At 68.8% G+C, this 17,635-nt stretch carries 19 protein-coding genes; 15 read left to right on the top strand and 4 right to left on the bottom strand.

The features are described from left to right. Positions 1-180: 180 nt before the first annotated feature. On the bottom strand, positions 181-2,712 hold the full coding sequence (locus F6A08_RS03625) for an ATP-dependent Clp protease ATP-binding subunit (protein ID WP_017203770.1): 2,532 nt from the start codon (positions 2,710-2,712) through the stop codon (positions 181-183). A 203-nt stretch (positions 2,713-2,915) separates the two neighbouring features. On the opposite strand from F6A08_RS03625, the gene F6A08_RS03620 reads away from it, so the two are divergent. The 6 genes from F6A08_RS03620 (at position 2,916) to F6A08_RS03595 (ending at position 6,817) form a co-directional block, all read left to right on the top strand. Then, positions 2,916-3,539 carry a hypothetical protein gene (locus F6A08_RS03620; RefSeq protein WP_151458639.1) on the top strand — a complete coding sequence of 208 codons (624 nt, stop codon included), beginning with the start codon at positions 2,916-2,918 and terminating at the stop codon, positions 3,537-3,539. Then, positions 3,539-4,312: a hypothetical protein gene (locus tag F6A08_RS03615; protein WP_151458638.1), complete on the top strand. Its 774-nt coding sequence runs from the start codon at positions 3,539-3,541 to the stop codon at positions 4,310-4,312. The genes F6A08_RS03620 and F6A08_RS03615 overlap by 1 nt, the downstream gene beginning before the upstream one ends. Further along, a complete protein-coding gene (locus F6A08_RS03610) occupies positions 4,309-4,545 on the top strand; it encodes a helix-turn-helix domain-containing protein (protein WP_124896437.1) in 237 nt (78 codons plus the stop codon). Before F6A08_RS03615 ends, F6A08_RS03610 begins: the two co-directional genes overlap by 4 nt. Before the next feature lie 41 nt (positions 4,546-4,586). After that, on the top strand, positions 4,587-4,832 hold the full coding sequence (locus F6A08_RS03605; protein WP_017203774.1) for a type II toxin-antitoxin system VapB family antitoxin: 246 nt from the start codon (positions 4,587-4,589) through the stop codon (positions 4,830-4,832). Next, entirely contained in the window at positions 4,829-5,281 is a 453-nt protein-coding gene (locus F6A08_RS03600) for a TA system VapC family ribonuclease toxin (RefSeq protein WP_151458637.1), read from the top strand. Before F6A08_RS03605 ends, F6A08_RS03600 begins: the two co-directional genes overlap by 4 nt. Before the next feature lie 111 nt (positions 5,282-5,392). Then, entirely contained in the window at positions 5,393-6,817 is a 1,425-nt protein-coding gene (locus tag F6A08_RS03595) for a dicarboxylate/amino acid:cation symporter (RefSeq protein WP_192576674.1), read from the top strand. Positions 6,818-6,910: 93 nt separating this feature from the next. On the opposite strand, the gene F6A08_RS03590 is transcribed toward F6A08_RS03595, so the two are convergent. Together F6A08_RS03590 and F6A08_RS03585 are read right to left on the bottom strand one after the other, a co-directional pair. Continuing rightward, positions 6,911-8,641 (bottom strand): cation:proton antiporter, encoded by a 1,731-nt coding sequence (locus F6A08_RS03590; RefSeq protein WP_151458636.1) that lies wholly within the window; start codon positions 8,639-8,641, stop codon positions 6,911-6,913. Positions 8,642-8,698: 57 nt separating this feature from the next. Continuing rightward, complete coding sequence (locus F6A08_RS03585) at positions 8,699-9,043, bottom strand: MerR family transcriptional regulator (protein ID WP_225855721.1); 345 nt, start codon at positions 9,041-9,043, stop codon at positions 8,699-8,701. A gap of 120 nt (positions 9,044-9,163) precedes the next feature. Between F6A08_RS03585 and F6A08_RS03580 the strand changes: the two genes are divergently transcribed. The 4 genes from F6A08_RS03580 (at position 9,164) to F6A08_RS03565 (ending at position 11,273) form a co-directional block, all read left to right on the top strand. Beyond that, on the top strand, positions 9,164-9,586 hold the full coding sequence (locus F6A08_RS03580) for an Hsp20/alpha crystallin family protein (RefSeq protein ID WP_017203779.1): 423 nt from the start codon (positions 9,164-9,166) through the stop codon (positions 9,584-9,586). Between the two features lie 64 nt (positions 9,587-9,650). Further along, entirely contained in the window at positions 9,651-9,881 is a 231-nt protein-coding gene (locus F6A08_RS03575; protein ID WP_124896439.1) for a DUF2795 domain-containing protein, read from the top strand. 60 nt (positions 9,882-9,941) lie between these two features. Continuing rightward, positions 9,942-10,982, top strand: a complete 1,041-nt coding sequence (locus tag F6A08_RS03570; protein WP_124896440.1) for an LLM class flavin-dependent oxidoreductase — start codon at positions 9,942-9,944, stop codon at positions 10,980-10,982. 81 nt (positions 10,983-11,063) lie between these two features. After that, entirely contained in the window at positions 11,064-11,273 is a 210-nt protein-coding gene (locus F6A08_RS03565) for a hypothetical protein (protein ID WP_017204219.1), read from the top strand. Between the two features lie 52 nt (positions 11,274-11,325). Here the strand turns inward: F6A08_RS03565 and pheA are convergent, their stop codons facing one another. Then, a complete protein-coding gene (gene pheA / locus F6A08_RS03560) occupies positions 11,326-12,276 on the bottom strand; it encodes a prephenate dehydratase (protein ID WP_124896441.1) in 951 nt (316 codons plus the stop codon). Positions 12,277-12,354: 78 nt separating this feature from the next. Between pheA and pgm the strand changes: the two genes are divergently transcribed. From pgm to F6A08_RS03535, 5 genes are all read left to right on the top strand, one after another. After that, on the top strand, positions 12,355-13,998 hold the full coding sequence (pgm, locus tag F6A08_RS03555; RefSeq protein ID WP_151458635.1) for a phosphoglucomutase (alpha-D-glucose-1,6-bisphosphate-dependent): 1,644 nt from the start codon (positions 12,355-12,357) through the stop codon (positions 13,996-13,998). A gap of 233 nt (positions 13,999-14,231) precedes the next feature. After that, on the top strand, positions 14,232-14,762 hold the full coding sequence (locus F6A08_RS03550; protein ID WP_151458634.1) for a hypothetical protein: 531 nt from the start codon (positions 14,232-14,234) through the stop codon (positions 14,760-14,762). 75 nt (positions 14,763-14,837) lie between these two features. Continuing rightward, positions 14,838-15,875: a peptidoglycan-binding domain-containing protein gene (locus F6A08_RS03545; RefSeq protein ID WP_225855720.1), complete on the top strand. Its 1,038-nt coding sequence runs from the start codon at positions 14,838-14,840 to the stop codon at positions 15,873-15,875. Continuing rightward, positions 15,872-16,525, top strand: a complete 654-nt coding sequence (locus F6A08_RS03540; protein ID WP_151458633.1) for an ABC transporter ATP-binding protein — start codon at positions 15,872-15,874, stop codon at positions 16,523-16,525. Before F6A08_RS03545 ends, F6A08_RS03540 begins: the two co-directional genes overlap by 4 nt. Before the next feature lie 47 nt (positions 16,526-16,572). Beyond that, positions 16,573-17,616 carry an ABC transporter permease gene (locus tag F6A08_RS03535; protein WP_225855719.1) on the top strand — a complete coding sequence of 348 codons (1,044 nt, stop codon included), beginning with the start codon at positions 16,573-16,575 and terminating at the stop codon, positions 17,614-17,616. The last annotated feature ends 19 nt before the right edge of the window (positions 17,617-17,635 follow it).

Here is a 17,635-nt window from a genome sequence, read left to right as displayed (position 1 = left end):
GGACATCTGCGGCCCGACCTCGGCGCGTCGCCCCGGATCTCCGAAGCTGTGCGGCAGGAGGGGCAGGGGCAGGAGGAGCAGGGGCAGCGGCAGGAGGAGCAGGGGCGGGAGCAGAGGCAGGGGCGGGGCGGGGACGCAGAAGGGGCGGATGCCGTGGCATCCGCCCCTTCTGCGTCAGGGTCACTCTCCGCTGGCGACCGCCAGGTCGGGGGTGCCGGCGATCGCGCCGCCGCCGGTGTTGACACCGACAGCGACCTTCTCGCCGCGCGGGCCGTGCTCGAACAGGAACTCGCCGTTCTCCGCATCGACCTTCACGTGGTCGCCCGAGTTGAGCTCGCCGTGCAGGATCTTCTCCGACAGACGGTCCTCGACCTCGTGCTGCATCGCGCGACGCAGCGGACGGGCGCCGAGAGCCGGGTCGAACCCGATCTCGATGAGGCGCTCCTTGGCGGCCTGCGACAGCTCGATCGTCATGTCGCGGTCCAGCAGACGCTCGCCGAGGCGCTTGGTGAACAGATCCACGATCTGCACGAGCTCCTCCTTGCTCAGCTGCGGGAACACGATGATGTCGTCGACACGGTTGAGGAACTCGGGCTTGAAGTGCCGCTTCAGCTCCTCGTTGACCTTGCCCTTCATCCGCTCGTAGCTCGTGGAGTTGTTGCCCTCGATCTGGAAGCCCACCGGGCCGCCCGCGATGTCGCGCGCACCGAGGTTGGTGGTCATGATGATGACCGTGTTCTTGAAGTCCACGATCCGACCCTGACCGTCGGTGAGACGACCCTCCTCGAGGATCTGCAGCAGCGAGTTGAAGATGTCCGGGTGTGCCTTCTCGATCTCGTCGAAGAGGACCACGCTGAACGGCTTGCGCCGCACCTTCTCGGTGAGCTGGCCACCCTCTTCGAATCCGACGAATCCGGGAGGGGCACCGAACAGACGCGAGACGGTGTGCTTCTCACCGAACTCGCTCATGTCGAGGGAGATCAGCGCGGCCTCGTCGTCGAACAGGAACTCGGCGAGCGCCTTGGCCAGCTCGGTCTTTCCGACACCCGTGGGGCCGGCGAAGATGAACGAGCCGGAGGGACGCTTCGGGTCCTTGAGGCCGGCACGCTGACGACGGATGGTCTTGGAGAGAGCCGCGATGGCCTCCTCCTGACCGATGACGCGCTGGTGCAGCGCCTTCTCCATGAAGACGAGTCGGCTGGACTCCTCCTCTGTCAGCTTGAACACCGGGATGCCGGTCGCCTGGGCGAGCACCTCGGCGATCAGGCCCTCGTCGACGACCGCCTGGGTCGCGACGTCGCCCGCACGCCACTGCTTCTCGAGGCGCAGACGCTCGGCGAGGAGGCTCTTCTCCTCATCGCGCAGGGAGGCGGCCTTCTCGAAGTCCTGCTCCTCGGAGGCGATCTCCTTCTGCTCGCGCACGGCGGCGATCTTCTCGTCGAACTCGCGCAGCTCGGGCGGGCTGGACAGGATCGACAGACGCAGGCGTGCGCCGGCCTCGTCGATCAGGTCGATGGCCTTGTCCGGGAGGAAGCGGTCGGAGACGTAGCGGTCGGCGAGGTTCGCCGCGGCCACGATCGCACCGTCGGTGATCTGTACCTTGTGGTGCGCCTCGTAGCGGTCGCGCAGCCCCTTGAGGATGTTGATCGCGTGCGGCAGCGTCGGCTCGTTCACCTGCACCGGCTGGAAGCGGCGCTCGAGCGCGGCATCCTTCTCGAAGTGCTTGCGGTACTCGTCGAGCGTGGTCGCGCCGATCGTCTGCAGCTCACCGCGGGCGAGGAGAGGCTTGAGGATGCTGGCCGCGTCGATCGCACCCTCGGCGGCACCCGCACCCACGAGGGTGTGGATCTCGTCGATGAAGACGATGATGTCGCCGCGCGTGCGGATCTCCTTGGTGACCTTCTTGAGGCGCTCCTCGAAGTCACCGCGGTAGCGGGAACCGGCGATGAGCGAGCCGAGGTCGAGCGAGTAGAGCTGCTTGTCCTTCAGCGTCTCGGGCACATCGCCCTTGACGATCGCCTGGGCCAGGCCCTCGACGACGGCGGTCTTTCCGACGCCGGGCTCGCCGATCAGGACGGGGTTGTTCTTCGAGCGACGGGAGAGGATCTGCATGACCCGCTCCGCCTCCTTCTCGCGCCCGATCACCGGGTCGAGCTTGTTGTCGCGTGCGGCCTGCGTCAGGTTGCGACCGAACTGGTCGAGCACGGCCGAGCCGCCCTGAGCGCTGGACTGCGAGTCGTTGGTCTGCGCGCCGACGGAGGCCGGCTCGCGACCAGGGGCCCCGGAGAGCAGCTGGATGACCTGCTGGCGGACCTTGTTGAGGTCGGCGCCGAGCTTGACCAGCACCTGGGCCGCGACGCCCTCGCCCTCGCGGATGAGACCGAGCAGGATGTGCTCGGTTCCGATGTAGTTGTGGCCGAGCTGCAGGGCCTCACGGAGGCTGAGCTCGAGCACCTTCTTGGCGCGCGGGGTGAACGGGATGTGGCCGGTCGGCTGCTGCTGACCCTGGCCGATGATGTCCTGCACCTGCTCGCGCACGGCGTCGAGGGAGATGCCGAGCGACTCGAGCGCCTTGGCAGCGACACCTTCACCCTCGTGGATGAGACCGAGCAGGATGTGCTCGGTTCCGATGTAGTTGTGGTTGAGCATCTTCGCCTCTTCTTGGGCGAGGACGACCACTCGACGGGCTCGGTCCGTGAATCTCTCGAACATGCTGTGACTCCTTATTCGCACGGGGCGAAGCGCTGACACCTATGGCGTTCTCTGCGCCTGTACATCGAGAGTAACCACCGCGGATGCCGTGTATGCCCGTGTTCGCCGTGGGCATACCGGAGGTTGACGGGGTTATCGACTGTCGTTATGTTAACGAAAGTCGATAACACCGCGGCGACAGCACGCACACACAGGAGGCACGGATGCGCACGACGGAGAGACGCCCCTCCCTGGCGGACGGGATCGGGCTCGGGATCATCGCGACCGGGGCGGTGAGCGTCGGGATCGGCGCGATCGTGGCCGTCGTTGCCGCTGCGGCCGAGATCTTCGGACGCTCGCCCGCGATTCGGATGCCGGTGCACGACACCGACCTGCCCGCCCTCGACGGCGTCCCCGGCATCGAGCGCGCCGCCGTCGACTCCGCCGTCATCACGCTGGCGTCGGTGCCCTCCGGCGCACGCTGGATGCTGCTGCTCGAGACCGCCCTTCCCGCCCTCGCGACCATCGCCCTGTGCGCCGGCGTCTGGTGGCTCGGCGTCTCCCTGATCCGCTCCCACCCGTTCCGACCGTCGCTGGGGTGGCTGTTCGGTGCCGCAGCCTGCCTGATGATCGCCGGCGCCCTCCTCGGCCAGCTCGCCGGCGGCGTCGGCAGGGCCATGATCGTCCAGGACCTGGCCTCGACCGATCCGGACGTCCAGAACGTGCTGTGGACCTTCCTCGTCCAGGTCGACCTCGCCCCGGTCGGCTGGGCGTTCGCTCTCGCCCTCGTCGCCGGGGTGTTCGAGATCGGGCGGAGACTGCAGCGCGACACGGAGGGACTCGTCTGATGCTGTCCTTCGGATCGGACGAGCTCTGGCCGTCTCTGCTCAACATCGCCATCGCCCTCGCGGTCATCGCCCTTCTCGTCTGCCTCCTCGTCTGGAACGGGCGCCGGCGAGGAAGCCGGACCATCGCGCTCGATGCGGCACTCACGCTCTCCGGGTGGTGGATCCTGCTGTCCGCGGTGAGTGCCGTCATCTTCATCGTGAAGGCGTTCGCCGTGGACTGGGCCGAGCTTCACGGCGAGACCCATGTGTATGTGGCATGGCCGGCCGACCTTCCCTGCGCCGAGTTCGGCGACAGCGGGACGACGATGTTGACGTGCAGCGGCGAATCCCTCTCGGCCTTCACGGTCGGGAACGCCTCCCTCGGCCTGCGGCTGCTCGCGGCGGCGGCGCAGCTGAGCAGTCTCGCCCTGACGACCATGCCGGCCGTCATCGTGGCTGTCATCTGCTTCTACACGCTTCGCGGACGGGCGTTCTCGCGCACCGTGACACGGACCCTCGCGAGCGCCGCCGTCGCCGTGCTGCTGCTCGGAGTGGCGGCCGATCTGCTGAGCGGCATCGCGGCCACCGCCGGCCTGCGCGAAGCCTTCTCGCCCGGCAGCCCCTGGTATCCCTCGGCCTACCAGCTCACCGTCACACCGCTGCCCTTCGCCGCGGCGCTCGGCCTCGCCGCTCTCGCCGCGGTCTTCCGACAGGGCATGCGACTCCAACGCGAGCAGGAGCGCCTGCAGCAGGAGACCGAGCGACTGCAGAAGGACACGGAGGGTCTGGTGTGAGCCCGGCCGAGAGCGACGACGAGTTCACGGGCATCCACTGCCGTCTCGACGAGCTCCTCGTCGACCGCGGCATGACCCTCACCGAGCTGAGCGCCGCGGTGGGGGTGAGCATCGTGAACCTCTCCGTGTTGAAGAACGACCGCGCCCGCGCCATCCGCTACTCGACGCTGCGCGCGATCTGCGAGGCCCTGGACTGCGAGGTCGGCGACCTGCTCGTGCTCGCCCCGCGCTGACACCGAGGCAGATGTCTGCGCGCACGCGTATGCTTGTCTGCATGCGCACCACCTTGAACCTCTCCGACGCTCTCGCGGCCGAGGCGAAGGCCCGCGCCGCCGCCGAGGGTCGAACCTTCACGAGCTTCATCGAAGAAGCCCTGCGGGAACACCTGGCGAAGCGCCGACCCGCTGCGACCGTCGAACCCCTGCCGACCTTCGGCGACCCGCGCACATCACGATTCCTCGTCGACATCGATGACCGCGACGCCCTGTGGGAGGCACTCGAAGAGGCACCGATCCGATGATCGTGCCCGACGTCAACATCCTCGTCTACGCGTTCCGCGCCGACTCCGCAGAACACCCGACCTATGGCCCGTGGCTGAACGAGGCGCTCGCCCACGAGTCGATCGGAGTGTCGGACACGATCCTCAGCGGATTCGTCCGCATCGTCACCCACCCCCGGATCACCACCGCCCCGGCACCGATCGACGCCGCGATGGCCTTCACCCGCAGCCTCCTCGCTGCCCCGCGCACGCAATGGCTCACGACAGGATCCCCGGCCTGGGACCGGTTCGACGCCCTCGCCGCAAGCGATCGAGGCATCCGCGGGAACCTCGTCCCCGACGCGTACATCGCCGCGGTGACCCTGGCGAACGGCGCACGCCTCGCGACCCGCGACCGCGGCTTCGCTCGATTCCCCGACCTGAGATGGTTCGATCCGGGTTCGGACATGCCGGAGCACGGCGCGCGCTGAGCGCACCGCGTCATCGTTCGTCATATCCGCCCAGGGAATTCTCAGGCAGCCATAGCGTTGAGCCTGAGGGCGTGCATCCGGCGCGCCGCGATTTCTGGAGTCCCCACCTCAATGAGCACCACCGCACGCGCCCAGAAGGCGCCAGACACCCGCGGCCCGGTCCGGAAGCTGCTGACCTCGTTCGGCTTCCAGATCCTCGCCGCCCTCGTCCTCGGCGTCGCCGCCGGCCTGATCGGCCGTCAGCTCGGCGCCACCGCCGAGAACCCGAACGGCCTGTCCGCGACCCTCGACACGATCGGCAGCTCGTACGTCACGCTGCTGCGCGCCGCCGTCGTCCCGCTGATCTTCACGGCCATCGTCGCGAGCATCTCGAACCTGCGCCGCGTGCAGAACGCCGCGCGCCTCGCCGGCCAGACGATCCTGTGGTTCGCGATCACCGCGTTCATCGCCGTGATCATCGGCATCGGCCTCGGCCTCGTGATCCAGCCGGGCAACCACGCGGGCGATGGCCTCGAGACCGGCGACCCGTACACCGTCGGAACGTGGTGGAACTTCCTCCTCGGCCTCATCCCGCAGAACTTCCTCGGCCTCACGGTCAGCACCAACCCGGGTGCCGTCGAGGGCACGTTCAGCTCCAGCGTCGGCTTCAACATCCTCCAGGTCATCGTCGTCGCCGCTGTCGTCGGCATCGCCGCGCTCAAGGCCGGCAAGAAGGCCGAGCCCTTCCTCGTCTTCACCGAGTCGCTGCTCAAGGTCATCCAGCGCGTGCTGTGGTGGATCATCCGCATCGCGCCCCTCGGCACGTTCGGCCTGATCGGCTCGGCCGTGATCAAGTACGGCTGGGAGAAGCTCGCCTCTCTCGGCTGGTTCGCCGGCGCGGTGTACATCGGCCTCGCACTCGTGCTGTTCGTCGTGTACCCGATCCTGGTGCGCACGCACGGCCTGTCGATCAAGCAGTACTTCTCCGGCGTGTGGCCGGCGGTGCAGCTGGCCTTCGTCAGCCGCTCCTCGATCGGCACGCTGCCCCTCACCGAGCGCGTCACCGAGCGGAACCTGGGCGTGCCCCGCTCCTACGCCTCCTTCGCCGTGCCGCTCGGCGCGACCACGAAGATGGACGGCTGCGCCGCGATCTACCCGGCCATCGCCGCGATCTTCGTCGCGCAGTTCTTCGGCATCGAGCTGAACTTCGTGCAGTACCTGCTGATCGTGATCGTCTCGGTCGTCGGTTCCGCCGCCACCGCCGGAACCACCGGCGCGGTCGTCATGCTCACGCTGACGCTGTCCACCCTGGGCCTGCCGCTCGAGGGCGTCGGGCTGCTGCTCGCGATCGACCCGATCCTCGACATGGGCCGCACCGCGGTCAACGTCGCCGGCCAGGCGCTGATCCCGACCATCGTCGCCAAGCGCGAGGGCATCCTGAACGAGGAGCTCTACAACGCGCCCCGCGAGGGCCTGCCCTTCGCCGACGACTCGGGCGAGGAGGAAGCGCCGGAAACGGATGCCTCCGCCGACAAGGAGCCGGTCGGCGCCCGCTGATCGCACCCACACCTCACGACAGAGCGCCTCGTCCTTCCGGGACGGGGCGCTCTGTCGTCGCACCCGCTTCCCGGGCGCGGAACGTCGCTGCGGTCAGGCGCGCCCCGGCTGACGGGTGGCCCCGCGGGTGTCGAGGGCGAGCTCCTCGGCGTCCATCGCGGCGATCAGCTCCCGCATGACCTCCTCGTCGAGGTTGCCCGCATCGCGCTCGGCGAGCAGGATGTCACGGCGCACCTGCAACCAGCCGCGTGACAGCGCGACGAGGTCCTCATAGGACGGACGGCTCGTCGCGTCCTCCATGCTCTGCGCCTCGTCGGTGTCCTTCTCGACACGGGTCATGCGTCGCGTGAAGGCGTCGAACACGCGGAGGTCGACCTCGCCGTACTTCGCCTCCCACTCCACACGCTTCTCCGCGAGGAAGGCCTTCCCCGCCTCGCGGCTCTTCTCCCGGACGGCCGCGAGCGCCTCCGCATCCTCCTGCTCGTCGACGTCGCTCTCGATCCCGAGGCTCCGGATGAGCAGCGGCAGCGTCAGTCCCTGCAGCAGCAGCGTGCCCACCGTGACGATGAACGCCACGACGACGATCGCATGCGAGGCCTCGGTGTCGAGCGTCGCGAGGTCGGCCGCCGCGACCGCGATCGCCAAGGTCACGACACCCCGCATCCCGGCCCAGGAGATCACGGCGCTGTCCTTCCAGGTCAGCTGCAGCCCTGCCATCTGCTCCCGGACGATGTGGCCGCGCAACTCGTCGGCGGTGTAGCTTCCCCACCGTCTCGATGCACGGTGCCGCTTCTCGAACTCGCCGGATGCCACGCCCCGGTCCCACCGTTCGAGCCGCCTTCGGTCCTGGAAGTTGGACCACGCGCTGGTCGGATAGATGAACAGCGGACGCACGACGAGCACGACCAGCAGCACCACCCCGGAGAGCAGCAGGATCTCGCCCACGGACTCGCTGCCGAGGTCGCTGAGCACGCGGGGGAACTGCAGGCCGATGTAGGCGAACACGAAACTCTCGAGCAGCAGATCGGCCGACAGCCACAGCGGCTTCTCCTGCTGGCGGGTCGTGTAGTCGGTGCGCGGGGAGTTGTAGCCGACGTAGAGTCCCATCGCGACGACCGCGAGGACCCCGGATCCGAGCAGGTGCTCGGCGATCGCGTAGGCGCCGAACGGTGCGAGCAGGCCGAACGTGCCGATCACGACCGCATCGCTGATGCGCATGCGCAGCTGGTGCAGGACGATCCCGAACACGAGACCGATCCCGACGCCCACGCCGACGGCGACCAGGAACTGCCAGATCCCGCCCCAGACCGAGACGGTCGCTCCGGCGAGGATCGCCGCGAAGACGCGGTACAGCGTCAACGAGGTCGCGTCGTTGATGAGGCTCTCTCCGGAGAGCACGGTCATGATGCGTCGGGGCAGGCCGAGGCGGCGGCCGATCGCGGCCGCCGAGACCGCGTCGGGCGGAGCGACGATCGCCCCCAGCAGCAGCGCGCCGGGGAGCGTCAGCGACGGCATGATCCACCACGCCACGAACCCGACCGCGAGCGCGGTGATGAGCACCAGCCAGATCCCGAGACGGCGGATCTGCGGGAGGCTGCGCTTGAATCCCACGAAGGACACGTCGAGCGCGGCCGAGTACAGCAGCGGCGGCAGCACCAGGCTCAGCAGCAGGTGCCCGTCGATGTCGAGCTCGGGTACGAACGGGAGGAAGGAGGCGGCGAGCGCGGCCACCGTCACCAGCAGCGGGGCGGGCCATCCCCTCGATCGTGCGAACGCCGCCACGGCGACCGACCCGACGAGGACGTAGAAGATGCCTGCTTCCATGCAGGAAGCGTAACCGGGCGAGGGACTGCGCTCCCCCGCGGCCTCGCCGTGCGCCGGTCAGTCGGCGACCGTGGCGTCCGTCCCGCGCCGGCCGTCGAGCGCATCACGCAGACCGTCGTTCTGCACCTGGAGGTGATCGTTCGCGTCCTGCAGCTCGAGCACCCGGGCGATCCCGGCGATGTTGACGCCGTCCTCGCGGAGCCGTGCTGCTCGGCGCAGGCGGTCGATGTCGTCGTCGCTGTACCGGCGCGTGCCGCCGTCGCTGCGCGCAGGCGTGAGGAGCCCCTTGCTCTCGAAGAGACGCAGTGTGGCCTCGGGGAGGTCGACCAGCTGGGCGGCCACCGCGATGCCGTACAGCGGTGTGCGGGAGTCCCGATGCGGCATCCGAACGCTCCTTGCCATGAGATCTTCTTCCGGGGTTGCAAACCTAGCACGAGTTGTCGTATAACAAATCTACAGCAACGGATACAGATTCTCTGTATCCCACCTCGCCCCACCAGGGCCGCACGAAAGGAGAACCTCATGGCACTGACCTTCGACCCCTTCAGCCAGCTCGATCGCTTCGCCGCGAGCGTGCTGGACTCCGTTCGCGCACCCCGGCTGATGCCGGTGGACCTGTTCCGCGACGGAGACCGCTATGTGCTCCACGCCGACCTCCCCGGCGTCGACCCGGGCTCCATCGACGTGGACCTCGACGGCGGGCAGCTCACGATCCGCGCGCAGCGCACCGCAGACACCCGAGAAGGTGTGCGCTGGCTGGCGCGCGAGCGCGGCGCCGGCTCGTTCCTCCGCCAGTTCACGCTCGGCGAGGGCGTCGACCTCGAGGGGATCAGCGCCTCGTACGAGAGCGGCGTCCTGTCGGTCATCATCCCGGTGAGCGAACGCGCGAAGCCGCGCAAGATCGCCGTCGAGACGTCCGAGCAGCGACAGGCGATCGACGCCTGACCGACGCGGGGGCGGTGCACACCGCACCGCCCCCGCGCGCTCCCCTGAACGGAAAGGAAGTCCCATGTCCCTCACCCCCACGCTCGATCGCTTCCTCGCCGGCATGGAGTACCCGGCGACGCGCGACGACCTGCTGCGCGAGGCCGCGCGCGAAGGCCTCGGCCCCGACGACCGCGCCCTGCTCGCCGACCTGCCGGAGCAGAGCTACAGCGCCGCATGGCACATCCGCTATCGCCTGGCGCGGCGCTCGTTCGTCGAGGGCCTCTCCCCCACGACAGCGCCCGCGGCCGCCTGAGCGCTCGCGAACCGCCGTGTCGAGGGAATGCGCGGAGGGCGCCGCCGGTTGTCCTTCGGGATGAATGACGTCGCCCTCTCCGTCCTCGACCTCGTCCCGGTCCGCACCGAGCAGACGAGCACCGAGGCCATCGCCTCCTCCCTCGCCCTCGCCGAGATCGCCGATCGACTCGGCTACCGCCGCTACTGGTTCGCCGAGCACCACAACATGCCGGCGGTCGCCTCTACCACGCCTCCCGTGCTGATCGCGGCCGCGGCAACCCGCACCGCGCGCCTGCGCCTGGGCTCCGGTGGGGTCATGCTGCCCAACCACGCGCCGCTCATCGTCGCCGAGCAGTTCGCCGCGCTCGAGGCCATCGCCCCGGGCCGCATCGACCTCGGTCTCGGCCGCGCGCCCGGCAGCGACCCGGTGATCACCCAACTGCTGCGCGGATCGGGCACCACCAGCGACGTGGAGCAGTTCCCGCGTCATGTGCAGGACATCGCCGCCCTGCTGTCCGGCGACGGCGCCACCGTGCGCTTCACGTCGGGCGGGGAGTACACGGTCCGCGCGACACCGGCCGCCACGGGCTCCCCCGAGGTGTGGCTGCTGGGATCGAGCGACTACTCCGCGCAGCTCGCCGCCTCGCAGGGGCTGCCGTACGTGTTCGCGAACCACTTCTCCGGGCAGGGGCTGGAGCGCGCTCTCGACCTCTACCGCACCGGCTACCGCCCGAGCGAAGAGCACCCGGAGCCCCGCACGTTCCTCACGGTGAACGCCGTCGCCGCGCCCACGACGGAGGAGGCGGAGGCGCGTGCCCTGCCGCAGCTGAGGATGATGGCGCGTCTGCGCCTGAACCAGCCCCTCCGTGCGCTGGAGACCGTGGAGCAGGCGGCGGCCGCGGCTGCGGACCCCGCCACCGACCAGGTCGTGCAGGACGCACGGTCGCGCTGGTTCGTCGGGACCGGGGAAGCCGTCGCCGCCGAGGTCCGCTCCTTCGCCGAGCGCCACGGCGTCGACGAGGTCATGCTGTCTCCGGTCGCCGGCGCGCTCGACGCCGAGCCGAAGGACTCCGCCACGGGTCGCGCGCAGACGCTGGAGCTCATCGCCGCCGCGCTCTGACCACCCGCGCTCGAGCGCACGCCGACCCCTGGTCTTCCGGCGCGAGGGAGCGTACCCTCAGCCGGAGAGAGGGGTTCGACGATGAGCACCACGAAGACACTCGCCCTGTGGGTCGCCTACGGACGCAACGGCGTGGTCGGGAGCATCCGGCACGACGAGGACGGCTACACCGTCACGATGGCGGGCTCGGACGCGACGACGGGGACCTATCCGAGCCTGGCCTCGGCGAAGGGCGCCCTGCACTCGCACATGGCTCCGGGCAGCGACTGGCCGCGCTTCCAGGAGCACTGAGTCGCGGCATCCGCCTGACCGTGCTGGGCGGTCGGGCGGATGACGTCAGGGCTCAGGACTCGGGTTCGCCGGAGAGGATGCCGCGCAGCCAGTCGCGCGCCTCGACGAACACGTCGTCGGAGTAGCGGTCCGGGTACTGCACGATCTGACGGTCGGCGCGCGGGTATGAACCGAGGAAGACCACACGCGGGCTGAACCGGCGGATGCCGAGCAGCGCGTCGGCCATGCGCTCGTGCTCGATGTGCCCGTCTGCGTCGATCACGAAGCGGTAGCGGCCGAGTTCGTCGCCGATCGGCCGCGACTCGATGAGCGAGAGGTTGATGCCGCGCGTCGAGAACTGCTCGAGCATCTCCAGGAGCGAGCCGGGGTGGTCGTGCGGGAGCTCGACGATGAGGGAGGTCTTGTCGGCTCCCGTCGGCTCCGGGGAGCGGGTCGTCCTGGTCACCAGGACGAAGCGCGTCACGGCCTGCGCGTTGTCGCCGATCCCCTCGGCGAGCACCTCGACGTCGTAGTGGTTCACGATGCCGGGGGCCGCGATCGCCGCCTGGGCGGGCAGCGTGCCGTCGAGCACGCCGATGGCCGAGGCGACGTTGCTCGCGGCCGGCACGTGCGAGTGCGACGGCAGGTGAGCGCCGAGCCAGCCGTGGCACTGCGCGTAGGCGACCGGATGCGCGGCGATCACGTCGACCTGATCGAGCGTCGTCCCGCGCGGGGCGACGAGCACGAAGTTCACCCGCACGAGGTACTCGCCGATGATGCGCAGACCCGGGAGCGTCGCCAGGGCGTCCTGCGTCGTCGACACGCCACCCTCGATGGAGTTCTCGATCGCGATCATCGCGGCGTCGCTGCGACCCTCCAGCACGTCCGCGAGCGCCTCGCCCACGTTGTGCACCGGGCGCCACTCCTGGCCACGGGCCTCGGCGACCTGGTCGAGCGCCGCTTCCGTGAAGGTTCCGGCTGGTCCCAGATAGCTGTACGTGCGGCGTTCGGTCACGGTTTTCACCTTAGTCCTCGGCAGCGATGACGACTTCCGGACGACGCCGCGGATGCGATCGGGCGAAAGTGGGGGCAGACTGAAGACATGACCAGCCGTGCCGGCCTCCCCGCGGAGGAAAGTGACCTGATCGATGTCGACGAGCTGATCGCCGCCTATTACGACCGCGCCCCGAACCCGGACGTCCCGGCAGAGCGGGTCGTGTTCGGCACCAGCGGCCACCGCGGCTCCTCGCTCACGAACAGCTTCAACGAGAATCACATCCTCGCCACGACCCAGGCGATCGTGGACTATCGCGCAGCTCAGGGGATCACCGGCCCTCTGTTCCTCGGACGGGACACGCACGCCCTGTCGCTGCCCGCCGAGCGCAGCGCGATCGAGGTGCTGCTGGCGAACGGCGTGGATGTGCGCGTCGACTCCCGCGACGCCTGGGTGCCGACCCCGGCGCTCAGCCACGCGATCCTCACCTACAACCGCGGACGCGCGGCCGACGACGCGGGCAGGGCGGACGGCATCGTCGTCACGCCGTCGCACAACCCGCCGCGGGACGGCGGCTTCAAGTACAACCCGCCGCACGGCGGCCCCGCCGACACCGATGCCACGGGCTGGATCGCCGACCGCGCGAACGCCCTGATCGCCGCCGGACTCGACGGCGTCGCCCGCGAGCGCTTCGCCGACGTGGACTGGGACGCCCTCACCGGGTACGACTTCCGGGACGCCTACGTCCGCGACCTCCCCTCCATCATCGACCTCGACGCGATCCGTGAAGCCGGCGTCCGCATCGGAGCCGACCCGCTCGGCGGGGCATCCGTGGAGTACTGGGCGCTGATCGCCGAGATGCACGACCTCGACCTCGACGTCGTGAACCCCGAGGTCGACCCCACCTGGCGGTTCATGACCCTGGACTGGGATGAGAAGATCCGGATGGATCCGTCCTCGCCGTCGGCCATGGCCTCGCTCGTGGCGAAGAAGGGGTCGTACGACGTGCTCACCGGCAACGACGCGGATGCGGATCGCCACGGCATCGTGACCCCGGACGCGGGTCTGATGAACCCGAACCACTACCTCGCCGTCGCGATCGACTACCTGTTCTCGCACCGCGAGCAGTGGCCGAGCGACGCGGCCGTGGGCAAGACCCTGGTGTCGTCCATGATCATCGACCGCGTCGCCGAATCGCTGGGTCGTCGCCTGCTGGAGGTTCCGGTCGGCTTCAAGTGGTTCGTGCCCGGCCTGCTCGACGGCTCTGTGGCCTTCGGCGGCGAGGAGTCCGCCGGCGCGTCCTTCCTCCGCAGAGATGGCTCCGTCTGGTCCACTGACAAGGACGGCATCCTGCTGTGCCTGCTGGCCGCCGAGATCATCGCCGTGACCGGCAAGACGCCGTCGCAGCGCTACGCCGAGCTGGAGCAGGAGTTCGGGGCCTCCGCGTACCAGCGCGTCGACGCCCCCGCGACCCCGGAGCAGAAGGCGACGCTCGCGAGACTCGCTCCGGAGTCCGTGACCGCGACCACCCTCGCGGGCGAGGAGATCACCGCGAAGCTCTCGCACGCACCCGGCAACGACGCGGCGATCGGCGGCCTCAAGGTGCAGACCGAGCACGCCTGGTTCGCAGCCCGCCCCTCGGGCACGGAGGACGTGTACAAGCTCTACGCCGAGAGCCTGCGCGGCCCGGACCACCTCGCCGAGGTGCAGGCCGAGGCCCGCGCGGTCGTGTCGGCCGCACTCGGCGGCTGACGCGAGCCGAGCCGCCCGGTTGAGCGCTGTCCTCCGAAAGGGGGACAGCGCTCATTCCTCTGCCCGTCCCACATGAGTAATGTTATACTCGTCACTCATTACATCGACGCGAGAGGGACGATCATCGACACACAGAGAGGCGGCTCGATCGCCACCCGCAGTCACGTGAACAGACCGAACGCTGCGCGCTGGGTGTACCAGGGTTACGACTGCAGCTATTGAGGCGGAGACTGATGCGAAAAGCGCCCGCTCTCGTCGCGGCGTTGACGGCTGGGGCTTTGCTCGCCATCGCCGGATGCGCGCAGGCTTCGCCTGAGCCGCTGCCCACAGCCGAAAGCGTCGACCTCGGAGTCGACCCGGAGTTCGGGACCGTCATGGCCTCGTGCATGGTCGAACGAGGATGGGATGCGGTCGTCACCGGCGACGGCGGAATAATGAGCGACATACCCGATGGTCAGGACGAGTCCTACGACACGGACCTCGCGGAATGTGAGGAGAAGAACGGGTTCGACAGCATCGCACCCGCACTCACCGAACCCGAGTTGCGGCTGCTGTATCTCATGGAGTTGGACACGGCCGCGTGCCTACGCGGCGAGGGCCTCGATCCCGGCATCGCCCCGAGCGAGCAGAGCTTCGTGGAGGCGGCCCTCGTCGACGGAAACGCCTGGGACCCGTATGCGACGGTGTACACGACTTCGAACTCGCAGGTGACCGAAGACGAGTACTTCGCTCTCCTCGAGAAGTGCCCCCGGCCGGGGTATTAGATGCCAGCCGCTGAGATGACGGACAGCCAGAATGCTGCCGCGCGACCCCGACCCGGACGCGGCGCGCTTGTCGTCGTGGCTATCACCCTGCTGCTGATCGGAGCCGCGAGTGCGTGGGCCGTCGCGACCATCCTCGGCCCCACCGAAGACCCCCTGGCTTCGACAGGTCACTCCTTCGTCGCCGTCGAGCAGGGCACCGTCGGGCAAGCGTTGAATCTCAACACGATGGCCGAGTGGTCGCAGCAACCCATCGGCACGAACCGCGCCGCGGGCGTCGTCACGGACGTCGCCGTCGAAGCAGGCGAGGAGGTCGTCTCGGGTGCGGTCTTGTACACGATCGATCTGCAGCCCGTCGTCATCGCGCAAGGAGCGGTGCCGATGTTCCGGCCGCTCGGTCCCGACAGCGCGGGTCCCGACGTTCGGCAATTGCAGGAGATGCTTCGCGCTGTCGGCCAGTACGACGGCCGAATCGACGGGCTGTTCGGCGAGGGAACCAGAAGTGCCGTCAGCCACTGGCAGGCTGCGATCGGCGCACCGGCCACAGGCGTCGTCGACACTGGCGACGTCATCTTCGTACCCGCCCTGCCAACGAGGGTCACGCTCGATACGACCGTGATCGTTCGAGGAGCGACGCTCTCCGGGGGCGAGATCGTCGTGAACGGGCTCTCGTCGACACCCACCTTCGAGATCCCCGTCACCGAAGCCCAAGCCGCGATGATGCCCGCGGGGACAAGAGTGGAGATCACAGCCCCTCGAGGCGAGACCTGGGAGGCCGTCGCCGAAGAACAGCTGCGCAGCGACGAGGGCGCGATCGCCATCCGCTTGCGCGGGCCGAATGAGAAATCCATCTGCGCCCACGCGTGCGCGGAGATAACGCCCACCGGGAAGACTGCCCTCGGCTCGCGCATCATCGTGGTCGAAGAGGTCGAGGGACTGGTCGTGCCGTCCGCGGCGCTTGTGACGGTGGCAGACGGATCAACAGCTGTCGTCGACGAAGAAGGGCGACAGCAGCGGGTGGGAATCGTGGCTTCCGCTCAAGGCATGTCGGTGGTCACCGGAGTGCGCGAGGGGTTGCGCGTGCAGACCCCAGCATCAGGGACTGCGAGGAGATGAGCGCGACGAAAGAGGTGAGGCTGCGCGCCGAAGACCTGACCTTCGGCTATGAGGCGGATCATCCGCTCGTCGCAGGTTGGTCCGCCGAGTTCCCGGCCGGCTCGACGACGGCGCTGACAGGTCCGTCCGGCCGAGGGAAGTCCACGGTGTTGTACCTCCTCGGCCTCATGTTGACGCCGGACGCCGGCGACGTGCTCATCGATGGGATTCCGAGCCGCACGCTTCGCGATGCGCGGCGCGCCCATCTGCGCGCCGACAGATTCGGTTTCGTCTTCCAAGATGCAGCGTTGGACACCACACGATCCGTACTCGACAACGTCACCGAGACGGCTCTCTATCGCGGGATGCCTCGGGGATCGGTCGAGTCGAGGGGTCGAGAGCTCCTCGACCTGTTCGGAGTCGACGTCCCCGCGCACCGCAAGCCCGGACAGGTGTCCGGAGGGCAGGCACAGCGCATCGCGCTCTGCCGCGCTCTTCTCCACGCGCCCGACATCGTTCTTGCCGATGAACCGACGGGAAATCTGGATCCGACGACGGCGGGGGTCGTCGTCCACGCCCTGCAGGAACACGCGCGCACAGGTGCGGCGGTCGTCATCGTGACCCATTCACCTGAAGTGGCGAACACCTGCGACCGGGAGATCACGCTGTGATCGGTGCCGTTCTCCGCGAGGCTCACTCATCGATACGCTCCCAGCCCGTGGCGTCAGCCATCACGGTGCTGATGGTGGTCGGCATGATCCTCGTCGTCATGCTCACCACCGGACGCACCGTCGGCGCGGAGCAGGACGTGCTCGACTCGATCGACTCGGCGGGCACCCGATCCGTGACGATCAGAGCAGATCCGGACGCCGGCCTGACAGCCGACGTTCTCGATCGGATCGACGGGATCGAGGGAATCGAGTGGGCTGCAGGCTTGTCGTCCGCCGTCGATGCCACCAACAGCGCTGTACCGGATGGCACGCGCGTGCCGGTTCGCATCGTCTACGGGTCCCACCTCGAGAGACTCGGCATCCCGATCGACTCACCGCTGCCGGGAGCACTGGTATGGGTGTCGGACGAGGCCGCGGATCAGCTGGGCACTCCCGACTTCGTCGGCGGGGTGTCGATCGTCGACGCCGGCGGTTCCTTCGGGCTCGGCGGAAGACTGGAGGTTCCCGACTTCCTCCGCCCGTTCGAGCCCCTGGCACTCGTGCCGCAGGCAGCCGACGGCGACGAGCGGCTGTCCGTCCTGGTCGTCATCGCAGAGACGCCCGACCTCGTCTCTCCCGTGAGCAAGGCTGTGGTGTCCCTCCTCGGCGTGGACGATCCATCGAAGGTGACGATCCAGACCAGCGAGGCCCTGTCGAAGCTGCGCGGTCTGATCGACGCACAACTCCGCGATTTCTCTCGAGGCCTGGTGATCGCTCTGCTCAGCCTGACCAGCCTCCTCCTCGCTGTTCTGCTGTACGGCCTGGTCCAGATGCGCCGCAAAGACTTCGGACGGCGGAGGGCACTGGGGGCGAGTCGCGCACTCATCATCTGCCTTCTCTTGACGCAGACTGCTGTGCTCTGCCTCGCCGGCACCGCACTGGGAATCGGCATCTCACTCATCGTGCTGGCTTCGGCCGGCGACCCGTTGCCGGGTGCGTCCTTCACCGGCGCGCTGGCGGTGCTGACTGTGACCACGGCACTGGCAGCGGCACTCACTCCGGCAATCGCGGCCAGCAGCCGAGAACCGATTCGAGAACTTCGAATCCCGTGACCCCGCCGGCGTGTGGGAC

Origin of the sequence: Microbacterium algeriense (genome assembly GCF_008868005.1) — a bacterium.
GTDB lineage: Bacteria > Actinomycetota > Actinomycetes > Actinomycetales > Microbacteriaceae > Microbacterium > Microbacterium algeriense.
The sequence above is the reverse complement of the archived record's forward strand: the minus strand, read 5'-3'. Positions and strand labels throughout refer to the sequence as shown.